The organism is Streptomyces sp. NPDC051243 (assembly GCF_044455405.1).
In the GTDB taxonomy this organism is placed as follows: domain Bacteria; phylum Actinomycetota; class Actinomycetes; order Streptomycetales; family Streptomycetaceae; genus Streptomyces.
Genome location: NZ_JBITES010000019.1, coordinates 77,334 through 96,781 on the forward strand (window position 1 = coordinate 77,334; position 19,448 = coordinate 96,781).

General features: G+C 71.4%; 14 protein-coding genes. All 14 read left to right on the top strand.

Going from position 1 to position 19,448, the window contains the following annotated elements; translation table 11 throughout:
- Window positions 1-51 precede the first annotated feature (51 nt).
- Genes ACIBAG_RS37965 through ACIBAG_RS38030 form a run of 14 tightly spaced genes read left to right on the top strand, consistent with a single transcriptional unit; the run spans window position 52 to window position 19,415 of the window.
- The gene (locus tag ACIBAG_RS37965; protein WP_399111734.1) at window positions 52-1,368 is read left to right on the top strand and encodes a nucleotide sugar dehydrogenase; all 1,317 of its coding nucleotides are present in this window, start codon (window positions 52-54) and stop codon (window positions 1,366-1,368) included.
- Entirely contained in the window at window positions 1,358-2,638 is a 1,281-nt protein-coding gene (locus ACIBAG_RS37970) for a glycosyltransferase family 4 protein (RefSeq protein WP_399111736.1), read from the top strand. The genes ACIBAG_RS37965 and ACIBAG_RS37970 overlap by 11 nt, the downstream gene beginning before the upstream one ends.
- Window positions 2,635-4,029 (top strand): Wzz/FepE/Etk N-terminal domain-containing protein, encoded by a 1,395-nt coding sequence (locus ACIBAG_RS37975; RefSeq protein ID WP_399111738.1) that lies wholly within the window; start codon window positions 2,635-2,637, stop codon window positions 4,027-4,029. Before ACIBAG_RS37970 ends, ACIBAG_RS37975 begins: the two co-directional genes overlap by 4 nt.
- Window positions 4,026-5,567, top strand: coding sequence for a Wzz/FepE/Etk N-terminal domain-containing protein (locus ACIBAG_RS37980; RefSeq protein ID WP_399111739.1), 1,542 nt, complete (start codon window positions 4,026-4,028; stop codon window positions 5,565-5,567). Before ACIBAG_RS37975 ends, ACIBAG_RS37980 begins: the two co-directional genes overlap by 4 nt.
- 3 nt (window positions 5,568-5,570) lie before the next feature.
- Window positions 5,571-7,505, top strand: coding sequence for an asparagine synthase (glutamine-hydrolyzing) (asnB, locus tag ACIBAG_RS37985; RefSeq protein ID WP_399111741.1), 1,935 nt, complete (start codon window positions 5,571-5,573; stop codon window positions 7,503-7,505).
- Window positions 7,506-7,522: 17 nt separating this feature from the next.
- On the top strand, window positions 7,523-9,718 hold the full coding sequence (locus ACIBAG_RS37990; RefSeq protein ID WP_399111743.1) for a bi-domain-containing oxidoreductase: 2,196 nt from the start codon (window positions 7,523-7,525) through the stop codon (window positions 9,716-9,718).
- Window positions 9,715-11,658 carry an alginate lyase family protein gene (locus tag ACIBAG_RS37995; protein WP_399111745.1) on the top strand — a complete coding sequence of 648 codons (1,944 nt, stop codon included), beginning with the start codon at window positions 9,715-9,717 and terminating at the stop codon, window positions 11,656-11,658. The genes ACIBAG_RS37990 and ACIBAG_RS37995 overlap by 4 nt, the downstream gene beginning before the upstream one ends.
- 8 nt (window positions 11,659-11,666) lie before the next feature.
- Window positions 11,667-13,190 carry a right-handed parallel beta-helix repeat-containing protein gene (locus ACIBAG_RS38000; protein WP_399111747.1) on the top strand — a complete coding sequence of 508 codons (1,524 nt, stop codon included), beginning with the start codon at window positions 11,667-11,669 and terminating at the stop codon, window positions 13,188-13,190.
- A 1-nt stretch (window position 13,191) separates the two neighbouring features.
- The gene (locus tag ACIBAG_RS38005; protein WP_399111921.1) at window positions 13,192-14,424 is read left to right on the top strand and encodes an O-antigen ligase domain-containing protein; all 1,233 of its coding nucleotides are present in this window, start codon (window positions 13,192-13,194) and stop codon (window positions 14,422-14,424) included.
- Between the two features lie 2 nt (window positions 14,425-14,426).
- Window positions 14,427-15,671, top strand: a complete 1,245-nt coding sequence (locus tag ACIBAG_RS38010; RefSeq protein ID WP_399111748.1) for a glycosyltransferase family 4 protein — start codon at window positions 14,427-14,429, stop codon at window positions 15,669-15,671.
- Complete coding sequence (locus ACIBAG_RS38015) at window positions 15,668-16,951, top strand: class I SAM-dependent methyltransferase (protein ID WP_399111750.1); 1,284 nt, start codon at window positions 15,668-15,670, stop codon at window positions 16,949-16,951. The genes ACIBAG_RS38010 and ACIBAG_RS38015 overlap by 4 nt, the downstream gene beginning before the upstream one ends.
- Complete coding sequence (locus tag ACIBAG_RS38020; protein ID WP_399111752.1) at window positions 16,948-17,742, top strand: glucose-1-phosphate cytidylyltransferase; 795 nt, start codon at window positions 16,948-16,950, stop codon at window positions 17,740-17,742. The genes ACIBAG_RS38015 and ACIBAG_RS38020 overlap by 4 nt, the downstream gene beginning before the upstream one ends.
- On the top strand, window positions 17,739-18,386 hold the full coding sequence (locus ACIBAG_RS38025) for a PIG-L deacetylase family protein (RefSeq protein WP_399111754.1): 648 nt from the start codon (window positions 17,739-17,741) through the stop codon (window positions 18,384-18,386). The genes ACIBAG_RS38020 and ACIBAG_RS38025 overlap by 4 nt, the downstream gene beginning before the upstream one ends.
- Window positions 18,387-18,389: 3 nt before the next feature.
- Window positions 18,390-19,415, top strand: a complete 1,026-nt coding sequence (locus tag ACIBAG_RS38030; protein WP_399111756.1) for an NAD-dependent epimerase/dehydratase family protein — start codon at window positions 18,390-18,392, stop codon at window positions 19,413-19,415.
- Window positions 19,416-19,448 lie beyond the last annotated feature (33 nt).

Below are 19,448 nucleotides of genomic sequence, written 5' to 3' on the forward strand. Positions count from 1 at the left end.
GCTTTGGGGGACCGCAGGCCACAAGGGTCTGCCTGGGGGGAGGGACGGGTCATGAGAGTCAGCGTTTTCGGGCTCGGCTACGTGGGCTGTGTGTCGGCCGCGTGCCTGGCCAGCATGGGGCACGAGGTCATCGGAGTCGACGTCAACCAGGTGAAGGTCGACCTGGTCAACAGCGGCTTGGCCCCGGTGGTCGAGGAGCGGATCGGCGAGCTCATCGCCGACGTCGTACGGAGCGGAGCGTTACGCGCCACCGGCGACGTCCGCGAGGCGATCACGGGCAGTGAGGTGTCGCTGGTCTGCGTGGGCACACCGTCTGAGCCCAACGGCAGCCTGTGCACCACCTACTTGGAGCGGGTCACCGAGCAGATCGGTATCGCACTGGCTGAGCGAGGTGGGCGGCAGACCGTCGTGTTCCGCAGCACCATGCTCCCGGGCACCTGCCTGAACCTACTGGTACCGATTCTGGAGAAGAACGTCGGCGGCACGGCCGGGGTGGACTTCGGAGTCGCGGTCAACCCGGAGTTCCTGCGCGAGGGCACGAGCGTGCGTGACTTCTTCGACCCGCCCAAGACCGTCATCGGCGAGCTCGACCCGGCAAGCGGCGACGCGGTGGCGGCGCTGTACGACGGCTTGCCCGGCGAGGTGTTCCGGGTGCCGGTCCCGACGGCCGAGGCGATCAAGTACGCGGACAACGCGTTCCACGGCCTCAAGATCGGCTTCGCGAACGAGCTGGGCGCGGTGTGCCAGGCGCTCGGAGTGGACTCGCACCAGGTGATGGACGTGTTCCTGGCCGACCGCAAGCTGAACATCAGCTCCGCCTACCTGCGGCCCGGCTTCGCCTTCGGTGGCTCCTGCCTGCCCAAGGACCTGCGCAGCCTGGTCCACGCGGCGCAACGGGCCGACGTCTCGGTGCCCATCCTCTCCCATGTGCTCTCCTCCAACTCCGACCACCTGCAGCGCGCGGTGGACCTGGTCGAGCGCACCGGCAAGCGCCGGGTGGGGATGTTCGGGCTGTCCTTCAAACCCGGCACCGACGACCTCCGCGAGAGCCCGCTCGTCGAGCTGGCGGAGAGGCTGCACGGCAAGGGGTACGACCTGCGGATCCACGACGCCAATGTGAGCCTCTCCCGGCTGATCGGCGCGAACCGCGAGTACATCGAGACCCGGCTGCCGCACCTGGCGCAGCTGCTCGCGGACTCCGTCGACGAGGTGCTCGAGCACGCCGAGGTGTGCCTGGTCGGGACCAGGGATCCGGCCGTGCTGTCGGCGCTGCCCCATGGCGACGCCCCTGTGATCGTCGACCTCATCCGCCTTCCCGACGCCGAAGCGCGCCGGACCGAACCGGGGTACATGGGCCTTGCTTGGTGACACGTCGTTTGATGACACAGCCGGCGGCGACCGGCCGAACCGGCGCGCGCTGATCCTGGTGGAGAACCTGTCGGTGCCGTTCGACCGGCGGGTGTGGCAGGAGTGCACGACGCTGCGCGACGCGGGCTGGGAGGTGCACGTCATCTGTCCCCGGGGGGAGAAGCGGGACACCGAGCTGGAGGCGGTGATCGACGGGGTGCGGATCCACCGCTACCCGTTGCGCGCGGCCACCGGAGGACCGGCCGGCTACCTGCGGGAGTACGGATCGGCGTTGTGGCACACGGCCCGGCTGGCCCGCAAGGTCGGCCCGGTCGACGTGGTCCACGCCTGCAACCCGCCCGACCTGCTGTTCCTGCCGGCGCTGTGGCTGAAGCGGCGTGGCGCGCGGTTCGTCTTCGACCAGCACGACCTGGTACCCGAGCTGTACCTCTCCCGGTTCGATCGCGGCAGGGATCTGCTCTACCGCGCCGTGTGCGCACTGGAACGGCGCACCTACCGGGCCGCGGACATCGTGCTCGCCACGAACGAGAGCTACCGGGACGTCGCGATGCGCCGCGGTGGTCGCCGTCCTGAGGACGTGTTCGTGGTGCGCAGCGCGCCGCAGATCGACCGGTTCCAACCCGTGCCACCCGAGCCGCGGTTGAAGTGCGGCAAGCCTCATCTGCTGTGCTACCTCGGCGTCATGGGCCCGCAGGACGGCGTCGACTACGCCTTGCGCGCCCTTGCGAAGCTGCGCGACGAGTTCGGACGGACCGACTGGCACGCGGTGTTCGTGGGCGCCGGCGACGCCTTCGACGCGATGGTGGAGCTGTCCCGGCGGCTGGGGCTGTCCGAGCAGGTGCAGTTCACCGGACGCATCCCGGACGCCGACCTGGTGCGCTACCTGTCCACGGCGGACGTGTGCCTGTCCCCCGACCCGCGCAATCCGCTCAACGACGTGTCGACCATGAACAAGGTTCTGGAGTACATGGCGATGGGCCGGCCGATCGTCTCGTTCGACCTGAAGGAGGCGCGCGTCTCCGCCGGTGACGCCGCCGTCTACGCGCCCGCCAACGACGAGGCCCAATTCGCCGAGCTCATCGCGGTGTTAATGGACGACCCGGAAAAGCGGGCCCGGATGGGCAAGATCGGCCAGGAGCGGATCAGCGGGCCGCTCGCCTGGCGGAACTCGCAGGCGTCGCTGCTCGCCGCCTACGCCGCCGCCTGCCGTGACCACGCTCCGGTGTCGGCGGGTGGCCAGGTCCGCACAGGGAAGAGGCCGCGGCATTGAGCGATGACACGATCCGTCTGGCCATGATCGGGCGGATTCTCCGTCAGCGGTGGCGTCTTCTCGCCATCGTCGCCGTGATGGGCGCGCTCATCGGCTACGGCACCTCGCTGCTGTTTCCGCCGCGGTACACGGCGTCGGCATCGGTACTGCTGCCGGGGCAGTGGGAGGAGCGCGAGCTGCTGACCCAGGTGGACATCGCGACCAGTTCGGCGGTGATCGACCGCGCGGCCGCCAAGCTCGGCTGGAGTGACGTCGTCGGCGCCGAGCTGCGGGATCGAGTGACCGCCAAGGCCGCCGACGGGAACCTCATCAAGATCTCGGGCACGGCCGACAGCCCGGAGCGCGCGCAGCAACTCTCCGACCAGGTGGCCCAGGAGTTCGTGAGATTCGCCGCGCGGATCGCGGGCGGCAGCACCGAGCCCGCGGCCACGGGGCTCGAGGCGCTGCGGCAGAAGGTGGAGGAGACCGACCGCCGCATCACCGACCTGGCCGACGCGGCCGATCCGGGGCGGACCGTGGAGAGCGTGCAGGCCCGCACCGCGCTCGAGAAGCTGCGCACCTCGCTGGAGGAGGCCATGACGAGGCTGGACCAGGCCGACCCGGCGTCCAACAAGACGGGCATGGTCGTCATGGGCCCGGCACCCCGGCCGACCGGCGAGGCGCCGCCGACGAGGATGCAGCTCATCGTCGCCGGAGCGCTGCTGTTCTTCCTGCTCGCGGTCACCGGACACCTCGTCGCCGCGCGGATGGACCGCCGACTGCGCACCGAATCGGAGATCGCCGCGGCGCTGGGCTCGGCGCTCCTCGGCACCGTCGACGTGCCTGACGAACGGCCCGCGCACCGGCCGGAAGGCGGGGGCAGGCGAGCCTGGATCCGCCGCCTGCTCGGCGTCGACACCCGGTGGGACCTGCCGGCCCCGCAGAGGTCCGGCGACGAGGCCGGCAGGCGGATCCGCTACGGGCGGGTGTGCGCGCGCATCCGCGACCTGCTGCCGGCCCCCGGGCGGCTGCTGGTTGTCGTACCGGACGGCGACGAGATCGCCCGCCGGGCCGCCGGCCGGCTCGTCGCCGAGGCCGCGGGCGATCCCTCCCCAAGCTCCTCGAGCAGGGGATACCCCATGCTGCGGGTGATGCAGGTGTCGGTGGACCGGCCGACAGTGCCGGACCGCGACTCCGAGTCCGGTGCCCTGGTTGTCCTCAGCGCGGGCAGCTGGACCGCGGAGGAGCTCGTCGGCATCGCCGAGGCGTGTGCGGACGGCGGGCATGAGGTCGTCGGCATCGTCGTCGCCGGCACGGTCCGGGCCCGTCCGGCGCGGTCAGCCCGCCGGCCTTCGGACCACGCCACTGGGGCGCTCGCCGTTCGCGGCCACGCGACGGGAGGTTCAGTGTGACGACGAGCACGACTTCGGAGTCGTCGGCAGCCGCTCCGCTCCTCGATCTGCAGGCGCTGGTGGTGGCGGTGCGCAGGCGCCGCCGCCTCTGGTACGCCCTGGCGCTGCTCGGGCTGCTGGTCGGCGCGGCGGTGGCGGTCCTGCTGCCGCCGCCGCCGACCGCGGTGACCAAGGTGCTGGTAGCGCACAAGGAGGACCAGCCGAACGACACCGGAACGCTGATCCGCACCGACGTCGAGTTGCTGGGGACCACGCGGATCGCCGAGAAAGCCCTGCAGTCCCTCAAGTCCTCGGAAAACCCTGAGGACTTCCTGCGCGACTACCGGGGCGCCGGCCTGACCAACAACCTGCTGCAGATCACTGTGACAGGTGACAGCGACGAGGAAGCGGTGGCCCGGGCCAAGGCACTGGCCGACGCGTTCGTCGCGGACCATGTGAAGCGGATGGGGGAAACCGCCAAGGCCGAGGCCGACGCCCTGCTCGACCAGCGTGACCGCATGCGGGACGAGCTCGCCCAGGTCAACGAGGCGATCGGAGACCGATCGCCGGACGGCGACCCGAAAGCGTCGGCGAGCATCGAGTCGCTCTTCGCCCGCCGGGCCGAACTCAACTCGCGGATCGCCGATTTCGACCAGCGTGCCGCGGAGGCGCGCACCGGCACGCCCAAGGTCGTCGCCGGCACGCAGATCGTGGACGCCCCGCGCGCGGTGCGGCATTCCCTGCCCGAGGCGACGGTCACCAACGCCGCGATCGGGCTCGTCCTCGGGCTCGTTCTCGGGCTCGCGCTGGCCGCGGTCGTCACGGTGGTGGCGGACCGCCCCGTGCTGCGCCGGGACATCGCGGCGAACCTGGGCGCCTCGGTCATCGCGGAGCTGCCTCGCCGTTCGGGCAGGCTGTGGCAGCGCCGACGGACCCGGGCGGCACGCGAACGGCTCACCGCGACCCTGGCCCGCACCGCCCGGGGTTCCGCGGAACCGGTGTCGCTGCTGGAACTGGGCTGTGCGCGCAGCACGAGCGTGATCGCACTGGACCTCGCCAGGGCACTGGCCGCGGAAAGGCCCGTGGTCATCGTCGACGGGCTGCCCGGCCCGCAGCTCGCAGGCCGCCGCCCGAAGCCGGGAGACCCGACCGTGGTCAGTGGCGAGCCTGCCGCGGCTGTGTCTCCTCAGGAGCGCCGGCTCGGCGTCGGCTCGGTGGCGCCCGGCACGGCGTGGACCGACCTCCGGTACCTCGGCACCCAGACCGTGCTCGTCGTGCGGGCCGGGCACGCGAGCGCCGCATGGCTGCACACCGTGGCGCGGCAGCTCGCGGACCAGCGCATTCCGGTGATCGGTGTGGTGCTGATCGACCCCGATCCGCGTGACCGGACCGACGGCACGCTGTGGGACGGGCTGCATACCGCGCTGCGCGGCCGGAGCGAGCGGACGGCCCGGCAGAACGGTGGGGGTACCTCCCACGCCGTTCAGGCAGTGGGGGAGGTCCTGCGGCAGCCGATGTGGGCCGCACAGGGCACGGACAACGACCAGGAGGCGCGGTAGGACATGTGCGGCATCGCAGGTACTTACCGATGGCCGGACGGGAAGCTGGTGACCGACCGGCTCACCGAAACCCTCGCCCACCGCGGTCCGGACGGGTCGGGCCGGTACGGCCACCCCGCCGGTGACGGCGAAGTGCAGCTCGGGCACCGCCGGCTCGCCATCATCGACCTGTCCGAGACCGGCGCCCAGCCGATGCTCTCGGACGGCCTCGCCCTGACGTACAACGGCGAGCTGTACAACGCGCCCGAGCTCCGCGCCGAGCTGGCCGCCGCCGGGGTACGCTTCCGCGGCACCTCCGACACCGAGGTGCTCCTCGAGGCCTGGCGGCGCTGGGGCACGGACTGCCTGCCCCGGCTGCGCGGCATGTTCGCGTTCGGGATCTTCGACGAGCGCACCGGTGAACTGGTGCTGGCCCGTGACCAGTTGGGCATCAAGCCGCTGTTCCTTCTCCGGCGCGGCGGGGGCCTGGTGTTCGCCTCCGAGCTCAAGGCGCTCGCCGCCGCGACCGGCGGATCGCTGGAGGTGGACCGTACGGCGCTGGTGGCCTCGCTGCTGTACTACTGGGTGCCGGACTCCCGGTGCGCGTTCCGCGAGGCGGAGAAGCTGCCGCCGGGGAGCTGGCTGCGGTGCCGGCCCGACGGCCGGGTGGAGCGCGGCCGGTACTGGCACCTGAAGGACGTCGCCGTCGAGGGCCGGGAGCGGGCCCGGGCCGGTGAGCGGCCGGACCTGGCCGCCATCGTCGAGGAGTCGACCCGGCAACACCTGCTCTCCGACGTACCCGTGGCGACCTTCCTCTCCGGCGGCCTCGACTCCAGCTACCTGACCGCGCTGGCGGCCCGCCACCGACCCGGGATCTCCGCCTACACCATCGGATTCCGCGCCGAGGACGCCAGGTTCGAGGCGATGCCGGACGACCTGCGCTATGCCCGGCAGGTAGCCCAGCGGTTCGGCGTCGACCTGCACGAGATCGAGATCGCCCCGAACGTGCTCGACCTGCTGCCGCAGATGACGTACCACCTGGACGAGCCGATCGGCGACCCCGCCGCGATCAACACGTACCTGATCTGCTCGGCCGCCCGGGAGGCCGGGGTCAAGGTGATGCTCTCGGGGATGGGCGCCGACGAGCTGTTCGCCGGGTACCGCAAGCACCTCGCCAACCTGATCGCGCTGCGGTACCAGCGCGTCCCGCGGCCCCTGCGGCGCGGGGTGTCCGCGGCCGTGGACCGGCTGCCGGTCGCCACGTCCCGCCGCGGCTACCGGTCGGTGCGCTTCGCGAAGCGGTTCCTCTCCTTCGCCGATCTGCCGGAGGAGACCGCGTTCCGGCGCAGTTACACCATGTACGACCAGGCCGAGCTGCTCGCCCTGGTCGATCCGGACCTGGCCGGGACGGTCGACGACGTACTGACCGAACACGCGGACACCTACCGGGACAACGACCTCGACGACTTCGTCAACCGCATGTGCCTGACCGACGCGCGGATGTTCCTGCCGGGCCTGAACCTCGCGTACACGGACCGGTCGAGCATGGCCGCGTCGACCGAGGTGCGGGTGCCGTACGTGGACGTCGAGGTGGTCAAGGCGGCGTTCGCCGTGCCCGGTGACCGCAAGATCGTCGGACGTCAGGGCAAAGCCGTCCTCAAGGAGGCGGCCACCTCGATCCTGCCCCGGGAGATCGTCTACCGGCCCAAGGGCCTGTTCAGCGCCCCGCTGCGTGCCTGGATGAGCCGGGATCTGGCACCGCTGGTACGCGAGGTGGTCAACGACGGCGAGCTGGTCCGCTCCGGGTTCCTGCGCCGCGACGCGCTTCAGCGGATGGTCGCCGAGGACGCCGCCGGACAGCGGGACTTCTCCAAGCATCTGTGGCATGTGCTGACCCTCGAGTACTGGTATCGCGACGCGACCTCTGGGTCCGGTCAGAGCACTCGGTCAACGGCTTAGGAATCAGAGGAGTTCGAGTGAAGCAGGTTGTACAGAACTACAAGAGCGGCGAGCTGGCGGTGCTCGACGTTCCGGTGCCGGGGTGCAAGCCGGGCGGTGTGCTGGTCCGCAGCGCCTACTCGCTGATCTCCACCGGGACCGAGCTCATGAAGGTGTCCGAGGCCGGTATGTCGATGCTGGGCAAGGCCCGCTCCCGGCCGGACCAGGTGGCCAAGGTCATGCAGAGCGTGGCCACCAACGGCGTGCCCGCCACCTACCGCAAGGTGATGGGCAAGCTGGACTCCTACACGCCGCTGGGCTACTCGCTGTGCGGGACGGTCGAACAGGTCGGCGCCGGCATCGACGACGTGAAGGTCGGCGACCTCGTGGCCTGCGCCGGCAACGAGCACGCGCTGCACGCCGAGTTGAACTGGGTGCCGAAGAACCTCTACGTCCCGGTGCCGGACCGTCTCGCGCCGCGGCACGCGGCCTTCGGCACGGTCGGGTCGATCGCGCTGCAGGGCGTCCGCCAAGGCGAGCCGCAGCTCGGCGAGGTGGCGCTGGTCATCGGCCTCGGGCTGATCGGGCAGTTGGTGGTGCAGCTCCTCGCCGCCTCGGGAGTCCGCGTCGTCGGGGTCGACCCCGACCCGGTGCGCTGCGAGCTGGCGGAGCGCCTGGGGGCTGCGGCCTGCGGCGATCCCGCGTCCGCGGCTGTGGAGGCTTGCGTCGCCGAACTCACCGGCGGTCACGGCGTGGACCAGGTGTACCTGGCCCCCGGCGGCGGCAGCAACCAGCCCGTCGAGCTGGCCGCCAAGCTGAGCCGGGACCGCGGCCGGGTCGTCGACATCGGCAAGTGCCGCCTGGACCTTCCCTGGAACGCGTACTACGAGAAGGAGCTCGACGTCCGGTTCTCCCGCAGTTACGGCCCCGGTCGCTACGACCCGGAGTACGAGCTGGAGGGGCGGGACTACCCGATCGGCTACGTGCGCTGGACCGAGCGCCGCAACCTGGCGTGCTTCCTCGACCTCCTCGCGCGCGGCAGCGTCGACGTCGAGCCCCTGATCTCCCACGTCGCCGACTTCGACGACGCCGTCGAGACGTACCAGCGTCTGAAAGACGGCGACTTGAAGGCCGTGGCCGTGCTGTTCCGGTACCCCCAGGAGGAGGGGACAGCGGAGGAAGCGGCGGCCCCGGCGGTGGCCGTGCCCGCGGTGGCTGTGTCCACCAAAAGCATGAAGCGGAGTCCGGCCCGGGCCGCCAAGACACCGGTGCGGCTCGCGTTCGTCGGCGCGGGAAACTACGCGACGTCGATGCTGCTGCCGCACCTGGCACAGCGCGACGGTGTCGAGTTGTCGACCGTCGTCACCACTACGGCGCTGTCCGCGGCCAACGCGCAGCGCAAGTTCGGCTTCGCCGAGGCGACCACCGATCTCGACGCCGTGCTCGGCGACAAGTCCATCGACGCGGTGTTCGTGGTCACCCGGCACAGCTCGCACGCCGATCTGACCCGGAAGGCGCTGTTGGCCGGCAAGACGGTGTTCGTGGAGAAGCCGTTGGCGCTCACCGAGGACGAGCTGGCCGTCGTGCTCGCGGCGGTGGAGGAGTCCGGCAACGACCGGCTGCAGGTGGGCTTCAACCGCCGGTTCGCGCCGCTGCTGCGGGAGGCCAAGAAGCGGTTCGGCACCCGGACCGGACCGGCGAACCTGCGCTACCTGGTCAACGCGGGCCGGCTGCAGCACGGCAGCTGGTACCTCCGACAGGGCACCGAGGGCTCACGGTTCGCGGGCGAGGGCGGACACTTCATCGACACGGCGAGCTGGCTGCTCGACGCCGACCCGGTCTCGGTCTACGCGGTCGCCCCGTCCGGCAACGAGGACCTCCAGGTCGTACTCCGCTACCCGGACGGGTCCACCGCCACCATCAGCTACGTCACCACCGGACCGGCCGGCCTCCCCAAGGAGACGCTGGACCTGGTCGCGGACGGCAAGGCGCTGCGGCTCGACGACTTCGTCCGTGCCTCGGTCTACGGCCGCAAGCGGTGGGTCAGTTCGCGGCTGCCCAAGGCCCGGGACAAGGGCCAGAACGCCGAGCTGGCCGCGTTCGTCAAGGCCGTGCGGACCGGCCGGCCGATGCCGGTGCCGCTGGAGTCGCTGTTCGCCACCACGGCGGCCACCCTCGCCGTGCAGGCCGGTCTGGCGGGCGGTGCACCGGTGACGTTGGAGCGGCCCCGATGACCATGAGCGCGGGCTGGTACCTGCGACGGCTGTCCCGGATGGGACCGCAGGAGGTCGCGGGCCGGGTGGGCGACACGGTGCGCAGGCGCCGGTGGCGGTCGGCGCGGCCGAAATGCCCGGGCGTGACCGACGCCCGGTTCACCGCGGTACTGCCCGCCGGGACGATCGCCGCGATACCTCCGGACGCCGCGAAGCGTCTCATCGCCGAGGCGGACCGGCTGATGTACGGGCACGTCGAGTACTTCGGGGTGGTCCGTGACGACCTCGTCGACCCGGACTGGTGGTGCGACCCGAAGACCGGGCGGCGCGCTCCGTGGGGCTACGCCTTCGACGTGCCGTACCGGAACGAGGACGCGGTCGGGGACATCAAGCAGATCTGGGAGCTGTCCCGGCACCAGTACCTCACCGTGCTCGCCGCCGCCTACGCGATCACCGGGAACGAGCGGTACGCCGAGCGCGTGGCCGACCACCTGCGGTCGTGGTGGGCGGCCAACCCGCCCCTGCGCGGCGTCCATTGGATCAGCGGCATCGAGCTGGGCATCCGGCTGCTGTCCTGGGTGTGGATCCGCCGGCTGCTCGACGGATGGCCGGGCGCGGCCGGGCTGTTCGAGGACAACCCGGTGGCGCGGAACCAGATCTGGCACCACCAGCGCTGGCTGGCCGCCTTCCCCAGCCGGGGGTCGTCGGCGAACAACCACGTCATCGCCGAGGCCGCCGGCCAGTTCGCGGCGGCCTGTGCGTTCGCGTGGTTCCCCTCCTCGGCGCGTTGGCGATCCGACGCCCTGCGGTCGCTGGACCGGCATCTGCGCGGCAACACCTTCGGCTCCGGCCTCAACCGCGAGCTGGCCACCGAGTATCACGGACTGGTGCTGGAGCTGGGCCTGGCCGCGGTGGCCGAGGCGGATGCAGCCGACGTGCCGGTTCCCGCGTCGATCCGGCTGGTGCTGCTGCGGATGACCGACGCGCTCGCGGCCGTCGTGGACAGCCGGTTACGGCCGCCGCGCCAGGGGGACGCGGACGACGGTCACGGTCTGGTCGTGGACGGCGCGGGCACCGACCGCTGGGCCTCGCTGCTGGCCACCGGGGATGCCGTTTTCGGTCGGCTCGCCTGGTGGCCGGCGGTGACCGGCACCGATGTGCGCACCCCGCTGCTGGCCGCGCTCGTCAAACCCACTGAACCGACCGTGACCCGACCGGCAAGCCGCCCCGCGCACTTCGCCGACGCGGGCATGACCATCCTGCGCGGCCCTGGAGAGATCTGGTGCCGCTGCGACGCAGGTCCGCACGGCTTCCTGTCCATCGCCGCACACGCCCACGCGGACGCGCTCTCCGTGGAGGTCCGGCACGACGGGGTCGACGTGCTCGCCGACCCGGGGACGTACTGCTACCACGGGCAGCCCGAGTGGCGGCAGTACTTCCGGTCGACCCTCGGCCACAACACCCTGCAGCTGAACGGCGGTGACCAGTCCGTCTCCGGCGGCCCGTTCCTGTGGACCCGGCATGCCCGCAGCCGCGTCCTTGCCGTGGACACGTCCACCGAGGGCGTGGCCCGCTGGTCCGCCGAACACGACGGCTACCAGCCCGCCATGCACCGCCGCCGGGTCGAACTGATCGCCGAGAGCCAGGAGTTGAGGGTCGTCGACGAGGTGCGCGGCCCGCGCCGCGACGTACGCCTGGCGTTCCACCTCGGCCCGGCGATCGCCGCGGACCTGGCGGGCAACCGGGCCGTGCTCACCTGGGCCCGGGACGGCGAGGACCGCTCCGCGGTGCTCGACCTGCCGGGGCAGCTGTCCTGGCGGGCGCATCGCGGCGAGACCGACCCGCCGCTGGGCTGGTACTCCGCAGGATTCGGGCGCAAGGAACCCACCACCACGCTGGTCGGCACCGGTTTCACCGACGGCGCGGAGGGCTTCACCACCGTGCTCAGGTTCCGCGGCTAGGGGGGCGCGTGGGGATCAAGAGGCGGCACTGGGCGTTGGCGGCGGCACCGCTGACACTGGCCCTGATGGCGGCGACCAGCTGTGAGAGCACGCCGGACGCCAGGGCGAAGCCGACCGCCGCGCCGTCGTCCACGCCCGTGGCCCGGGTGTGCGCCAAGCCCGCGGCCGGGCCGGCGAAGGCGCCGGCGGGTGCGGTGACGGTGGACCCCGCGGTGGTCGGCGACCTGGCTGCGAAGACCAGGACCAGCCCGCCGAACACCACGTTCTGGCTTCGACCGGGCAAGCACAGGCTCGACCCGGACCGCTACGCCCAGGTCATTCCCAAGGAGGGGAATCGCTATCTCGGTGCGCCGGGCGCGGTGTTCGACGGCGGGAAGAAGAACCAGTACGCGTTCGGCGGCACCGCCCGAGACGTCACCATCCGCCACCTGACCGTGCAGCGTTTCGTCGCGCCGCACGACGAGGGCGTGGTCAACCATGACTCGGCCGACGGGTGGGTGATCGAGCACGCGACGATCCAGCACAACTCCGGCGCCGGGCTGATGGCCGGTGCCCGCCAGCGGGTCCGCGCCAGCTGCCTGCGCGGCAACGGTCAGTACGGCATGAACGCCTACAAGGCCGGCGGCCGTATCAGCGGCCTGGTGGTCGAGGGCAACGAGATCGTGGGCAACAACACCGGCGACTGGGAGCGGCGGCGGAAGGGCTGCGGCTGCACGGGAGGCATCAAGTTCTGGGCCGTCAACGGCGCCGACGTACGCGGCAACTGGGTGCACGACAACCGCGGAACAGGGTTGTGGGCGGACACCAACAACAACGACTTCCGCATCGAGAACAACGTGCTCGAGGCCAACGACGGTGCCGCCCTGATCTACGAGACCAGCTACAACGCGGTCGTCCGGAACAACACGATCCGGCGGAACAACTGGGTCGAGGGCCGCAGGGAGGCCAAAGCGGGCGACAACTTCCCGTTCGCGACCGTCTACGTGTCGGAATCCGGCGGCGAACCACGGATCCGGGCCCGCACCGACAAGATCGAGATCTACCGGAACGTACTGGAGAACAACTGGTCCGGGATCACCCTCTGGGAGAACGCCGACCGGTTCTGCAACAGCCCGGCCAACACCTCGTCCGGTGACTGCACCTTGCTGGTGAAGGACACCGACCGCTGCGCGAAGCCTGCGATCGGCAAGCCCCCGCTCTACGGCGACTGCCGGTGGAAGACCCAGCGCGTGGACATCCGCGACAACCGCTTCGTGCTGGACAAGTCCGTCGTCAAGTGCACGGCGAAGTGCGACCGCATGGCGGTGCTGGCCAACTACGGCACCTACCCGGACTGGTCGCCGTACCAGGGCGAGAAGGTGGCCGAGGCGATCACCCACAAGCAGCGCAACCGCTGGCACGACAACGTCTACCTCGGACCGTGGAAGTTCGTCGCCCAGGACACGAGCCGGGTGATCGGCTTCGGGCAGTGGCAGGGCGAGCGCTACCGGCAGGACGCGGGCAGCACCCTCGACCCACGGGCCGGTGGTTGAGGTGCACGGGGAGACCACACCGAAGACCGCCGGGATCGCCTGGGGGCTGCTGGTCCTCAACACGCTCGGCTCCGCCGGGGCGAAGACCATCGTCCCGCTGCCCCGCTCCCTCATCCAGATGGTCACCATGGGCGCGCTGGTCGCCGCGTTCGCCCTGGCGCTCGCCGTCAATCTCCGGCTGCGCATCCGAGCCGGCGCCTACCTGTTCCTGCTGACCCTGCTGCTGGTGCCGAGCGTGATCTCCAGCGCGCATCTGGAGTCCGGGTTCGGCGCGCTGTTCCGCTGCGCCCGGCTGGCTCTCTTCGTCGGCACGCTGTGGCTGCTCAGCCGCTGGTGGGACGGCGGCCTGACGTTCGTCCGGCACCACATCCGGATGTATTTCGCGGTGCTCGGGTCGGTGGCCGCCGGCCTGGCCGTCTCACCGGGCGCGGCCCTGCCCGACCTCTACGGCGGACGCCTCGTCGGCGCGTTGTGGCCGCTCACCCCGCCGCAGATCGGACAGTACGCCGCGGTGATCACCGGGCTCACCGTGCTGCTCGTCCTGGGCCGCAGGACCGACAAGGCGAGCGCGGCGGTCGTCATCGTGCCGTCCCTCGTCCTGCTCGCCCTGACCCACACCCGGACGGCCACGCTCGGCCTGTTCATCGGGCTGGCGTCGGCGATCGGCTCGCTCGTCCTGACCAGCGCCGCCGCCCGCCGGTTCTTCGTCTGGACGGTGCTGTGCGCCGCGGTGGCCGCGGTGGGGCTCGGCTCCGCGCTGCAGGCGTGGTTCCTGCGCGGACAGAGCAAGGAGAACTTCGCCAGCCTCACCGGTCGGGCCAAGGTCTGGGACGCCTTGCTGGCAGCGCCCCGGACGACCGGGGAGACGGTGTTCGGCATGGGCCTGGGCGACAAGTCGTTCGGCGGGCTGCCGATCGACAACAGCTGGCTGGCCGTCTACCACGAGCAGGGTCTGATCGGCGTCACCCTCGTCGCGGCGATCATCATCGTGCTCGGCGGCGTCGCGTTGCTGCGACCGCCGTCGCTGCAGAGGGCCTGCGCGATCTTCCTGATCAGCTACTGCGCGGTCGCGTCGTACACCGAGGCAGGCCTGGGCGACGCCTCGCCGTATCTGCTGCATCTGGCCCTGGCCGCCTCGCTGTTGGCGGCACCTGCCGCGACCGCTCCTCTCGCGACGCCCGAAGTCCCTCGACAACGCACCCCGGTATGGGCCCGGAGATCGGAGGTGACCTGAGCATGCACGTCCTCGTGGTGCACAACCGTTACGCCTCGGCGCAGCCGAGCGGGGAGAACAAGGTCGTCGACCAGGAGGTGGCGCTGCTGCGCGGGGCCGGCCACCGGGTCGAGGTGTTCGAGCGGCGCAGCGACGACATCGCCGCCCGGTCCCTGCTCGGCAAGGTCGCGGTGCCGCTCCTGGTGCCGTGGAACCCGGCGGTCCGCGCGGAACTCGCCGCCCGGCTGCGCACCGAACGGCCGGACGTGGTCCACGTCCACAACGTCTTCCCGCTCCTGTCGCCCGCGGTCCTCGCCGCTTGCGCCGACGCCGGTGTGCCCGCCGTCGCCACGCTGCACAACTACACCCAGATCTGCCCGCCCGGCACGCTGCAACGGGACGGCCGACCGTGCACCGAGTGCGTCGGGTCGGCGACCCCGCTGCCCGCCGTCGGGCACGGCTGCTACCGGAACTCCCGCCTTGCGACGGTGCCGCTCGCGGTCAGCCTGTCGGTCAACCGGCGGCGGTGGTGGTCCGGCGTGGAGCGGTTCTTCTGCATCTCCGCGGCGCAGCGCGACGTCCTGGTACGGGCCGGCATGCCCGCCGAGCGGCTCGCGGTGAAGCACAACTTCGTGCCCGACCCGGACGACCGCCGCTCAGGCGTCGGCGAGCATCTGCTCTGTCTCGGCCGGCTCGCGGAGGCCAAGGGCGTGCGGCTGCTCATGGCCGCGTGGGACGAGATCGCAGCGAGCGGCGGTGTGGGCGTGCCGCTCGTGATCGCCGGCGCGGGGCCACTGGAGCGCGAGGTGATCGCCTGGGCGGCGGGCCGGGACGACGTGCGGTACGTCGGCCTGTTGGGCCCGGCGGAGTGCCGGAAGGTGATCGCGCAATCGGTCGCCGTGGTGGCTCCCTCGACGTGGCTGGAGGCGTTCGGCCTGGTGGTCGTGGAGGCGATGGCGGCGGGGGTCCCGGTCGTCGCCGCCGGTCACGGCGCCTTCGTCGAACTCGTCGAGGACGGCGTGACCGGGCTGCTGCACCAGCCGGGCGAGCGTGCCTCGCTCGCGTCCTGCATACGCCGGATCGCGGCCGAGCCGGCCCGCAACCGGGAGATGGGCCAGGCGGCCCGGCGCCGTTACGAACAGGGCTTCAGCCCGGCCGTCGGGCTGGAGCGCCTCGTTGAGGAGTACCGCACCGCGATCGCGGGGCGGTCAGCACTGGCTCGCGGCGGGGACACCCGCGCGAGCAGGGGGGATGGGGACAGTAGATGACACGATGCCGACTCTGCGGCTCGGAAGCGATGGCGAGCGTCGTCGACCTTGGGGCGACACCACCGTGCGAGAGCTTTCTCGCAGCCGACCAACTGGACCAGCCGGAGCCCGCGTACCCGCTGCACCTGCGGGTCTGCACCGACTGCTGGCTGGCGCAGATCCCGCCGCTGATCACGCCGGAGGAGACGTTCGAGGAGTACGCGTACTTCTCCTCGTACTCGACCTCCTGGGTGGAGCATGCGCGGACGTTCGTCGCCGACGCCGTACAGCGCCTGGGCCTCGGCGCCGATGGCTCCGACGCCTTCGTGGTCGAGGTCGCGAGCAACGACGGGTACCTCCTGCGGCACGTGGTGGAGCGCGGGATCCGCTGCCTCGGCATCGAGCCGTCGGTGAACGTCGGCGCCGCGGCGCGGGACGCGGGTGTGCCCACGCTCACGGAGTTCCTGAGCCCGGAGACAGGCTCGGCCGTCCGCGCCGAGCACGGCCCGGCGAACCTGGTCGTGGCCAACAACGTGTACGCGCACATCCCGGACGTGGTCGGGTTCACCCAGGGACTGCGCGCCCTGGTCGCCGACGACGGCTGGGTCTCGATCGAGGTGCAGCACCTGCTGACGCTGATCGAGGAGAACCAGTACGACACGATCTACCACGAGCACTTCCAGTACTACACGGTCGCGTCCGCGACCCGAGCCCTGGCGAGCGGCGGACTGGCCCTCGTGGACGTCGAGTTGCTGCCCACGCACGGCGGCTCCATCCGGCTGTGGGCCCGGCCGGCCGAGGTGGCGGGCGAGCCGACGAATGGGGTCTCCCCTGCTCGAGCGAAGCCGAGAGCTTGGGGAAGGGTGGCCGACGTACTGGCCCGGGAGAAGGCCGCCGGGCTGCAGGAGCTGTCCGGATACACCGAGTTCTCCGCCCGGGTGGCGAAGGTGCGCCGGGATCTCCTCAGGTTCCTCATCGAGGCGGCCGAGCGCGGCGAGACGGTCGTCGGCTACGGCGCCCCGGGCAAGGGCAACACCCTGCTCAACCACTGCGGCATCCGGCCCGACCTGCTCCCGTACACGGTCGACCGCAACCCCTACAAGCACGGCAGATTCACCCCGGGCACCCGCATCCCGATCCTGCCGCCCGAGCAGATAGCCGCCGACAAACCGGACTACGTCCTCGTCCTGCCGTGGAACCTGCGGGACGAACTGGTCGAGCAGCTGTCCTTCGTGCACGACTGGGGCGGCCGGCTGGTCTTCCCCATCCCGGAACTGAGCATTGTCGAGGTCACACGATGAAGGTCGTTCTGTTCTGCGGCGGTTACGGGATGCGGATGCGCAGCGGTGCCGCGGACGACGTGCCCAAGCCGATGGCGATGGTCGGCCCGCGACCGCTGATCTGGCACGTCATGCGCTACTACGCGCACTACGGGCACACGGAGTTCATCCTGTGTCTCGGGTACGGGGCCCACCACATCAAGGACTTCTTCCTCAACTATGAGGAGACGACGTCCAACGACTTCGTGCTGAGAGGCGGGCGGACCGAGCTGCTGTCCACCGACATGTCGGACTGGACGATCACGTTCGCGCAGACCGGCATCGAGTCACCGATCGGGGAGCGGCTGCGCCGGGTGCGGCACCACCTGGACGGCGACGAGATGTTCCTCGCCAACTACGCCGACGTGCTCACCGACGCCCCGCTGCCGGAGATGATCGACCGGTTCGCCCGGCGCGACGCCGGCGCGTCGATGATGGTGGTGCCGCCGCAGTCGTCGTTCCACTGCGTGGAGCTGGGCGAGGACGGCCTGGTGGGCGGCATCACCGCGGTGAGTGAACTGCCGCTGTGGGAGAACGGCGGCTACTTCGTGCTCCGCCAGGAGGTCTTCGACCACATACCGGAGAACGGGGACCTGGTCGCCGACGGATGCGCCCAACTGGCCAAGCGCGGCCGGCTCGTGGCGCACCAGCACCGCGGCTTCTGGAAGCCGACCGACACCGTGAAGGAGCGGGCCGCGCTCGACGCCGCCTACGCCCGGGGCGACCGCCCGTGGGCCGTGTGGGAGCGGGACAGCGCCGGGGTGAGCGCGTGATCCGGCTCAGCATCGGCAGCCCGGACCGGATCGTCGCGGTGGGGGCGCACTGCGACGACATCGCCATCGGCGCCGGCGGCACGCTGCTGACGCTGTGCCGCGCGCGGCCGGGCATCCGCGTCGACGCGCTGGTGCTCTCCGGCGGTGGCAGCGAGCGCGAGCAGGAGGAGCAGGCCGCGCTCGCCGCCTTCTGCCCGGGCGCCGACCTGCGGCTGACCGTGCACAAGCTGCCGGACGGCCGCATGCCCGCGCACTGGGAGGAGGCCAAGGCCGCGGTCGAGGAGCTGCGCGAGCAGACCGACCCGGATCTGATCCTGGCCCCGCGCACCGATGACGCGCACCAGGATCACCGCGGCCTGGCGAAGCTGATACCCACCGCCTTCCGCGACCACCTTGTGCTCGGCTACGAGATCGTCAAGTGGGACGGCGATCTCGGCCGTCCGGCGGCGTACCAGCCGCTGGCGCCGGAGATCGCCGAACAGAAGGTACGGCTGCTGCAGGAGCACTACCCCTCGCAGCGGCACCGGCCCTGGTACGACCGAGAAGCCTTCCTCGGTCTTGCGCGGATCCGCGGCATCGAATGCCACGAGCGATACGCCGAGGCGTTCGCCGTCACCAAACTCACGCTCAACCTGGGGGGTTGAACCTTGCGCGTACTACTGACCGGACACCAGGGCTATCTGGGCACCGTGATGGCCCCGGTCCTCGCCGCTGCCGGCCACGAGATCGTCGGCCTCGACGCCGGCCTGTTCGCCGACTGCGTTCTCGGCCCGTCGCCCGCGGACCCACCAGGGCACCGGGTGGACCTGCGCGACGTCACGGCCGACCACGTGGCCGGCGTGGACGCCGTGATCCACCTGGCCGCCCTGTCCAACGACCCGCTGGGATCGCTGGCGCCCGAGCTCACCTACGACATCAACCACCACGCGTCCGTACGGCTGGCCCGGCTGGCCCGCGACGCCGGGGTGCAGCGCTTCCTGTACGCGTCGACGTGCTCGGTGTACGGCGCCGCCGGCGGCGACGACCTGGTGACCGAGGACGCCCCGCTGCGCCCGGTGACGCCGTACGCGGAGTCCAAGGTGCGGGTGGAGGACGACCTGCACGCGCTGTCCGACGGCGACTTCAGCCCGGTGTTCATGCGCAACGCCACCGCCTTCGGCCACTCGCCCCGGCTGCGCGCCGACATCGTGCTGAACAACCTGGTGGGCCACGCACTCCTGTCCGGCGAGGTGCTGGTGCTCTCCGACGGCACACCCTGGCGTCCGCTGGTGCACGCCGCCGACATCGCACGGGCCTTCCTGGCCGCGCTGACCGCTCCACGGGAGGCGGTGCACGACCGTGCGTTCAACATCGGCAGCGAGATCAACAACGTCACGGTCGCCGAGATCGCCGAGCAGGTCGCCGAGGCGGTGGACGGCTCGAAGGTGGTGATCACCGGGGAGACCGGCGCCGATCCGCGGTCCTACCGGGTGGACTTCTCCCGCTTCCGCACCGCGATACCCGGCTTCGACTGCGAATGGACGGTGAAGCGGGGCGCGCTCGAACTCGCGGGCGCCTACCGGAAGCACGGGCTGACCAAGGAGGACTTCGAGCAGCGCTTCACCCGCCTGGCCGTGCTGCGCGCGGCGTCCGACGCCGGTGCCGTGGACGACACCCTGCGGTGGCGCCGGTGACGGCGGCCGGCGACCAGCCGACGACCTCGACCG

Coding starts and splice junctions, on each gene's coding strand:
- ACIBAG_RS37965 (WP_399111734.1), top strand. CDS start 52: ATGAGAGTCAGCGTTTTCGGGCTCGGCTACGTGGGCTGTGTGTCGGCC.
- asnB (WP_399111741.1), top strand. CDS start 5,571: ATGTGCGGCATCGCAGGTACTTACCGATGGCCGGACGGGAAGCTGGTG.
- ACIBAG_RS37995 (WP_399111745.1), top strand. CDS start 9,715: ATGACCATGAGCGCGGGCTGGTACCTGCGACGGCTGTCCCGGATGGGA.
- ACIBAG_RS38010 (WP_399111748.1), top strand. CDS start 14,427: ATGCACGTCCTCGTGGTGCACAACCGTTACGCCTCGGCGCAGCCGAGC.
- ACIBAG_RS38015 (WP_399111750.1), top strand. CDS start 15,668: ATGACACGATGCCGACTCTGCGGCTCGGAAGCGATGGCGAGCGTCGTC.
- ACIBAG_RS38020 (WP_399111752.1), top strand. CDS start 16,948: ATGAAGGTCGTTCTGTTCTGCGGCGGTTACGGGATGCGGATGCGCAGC.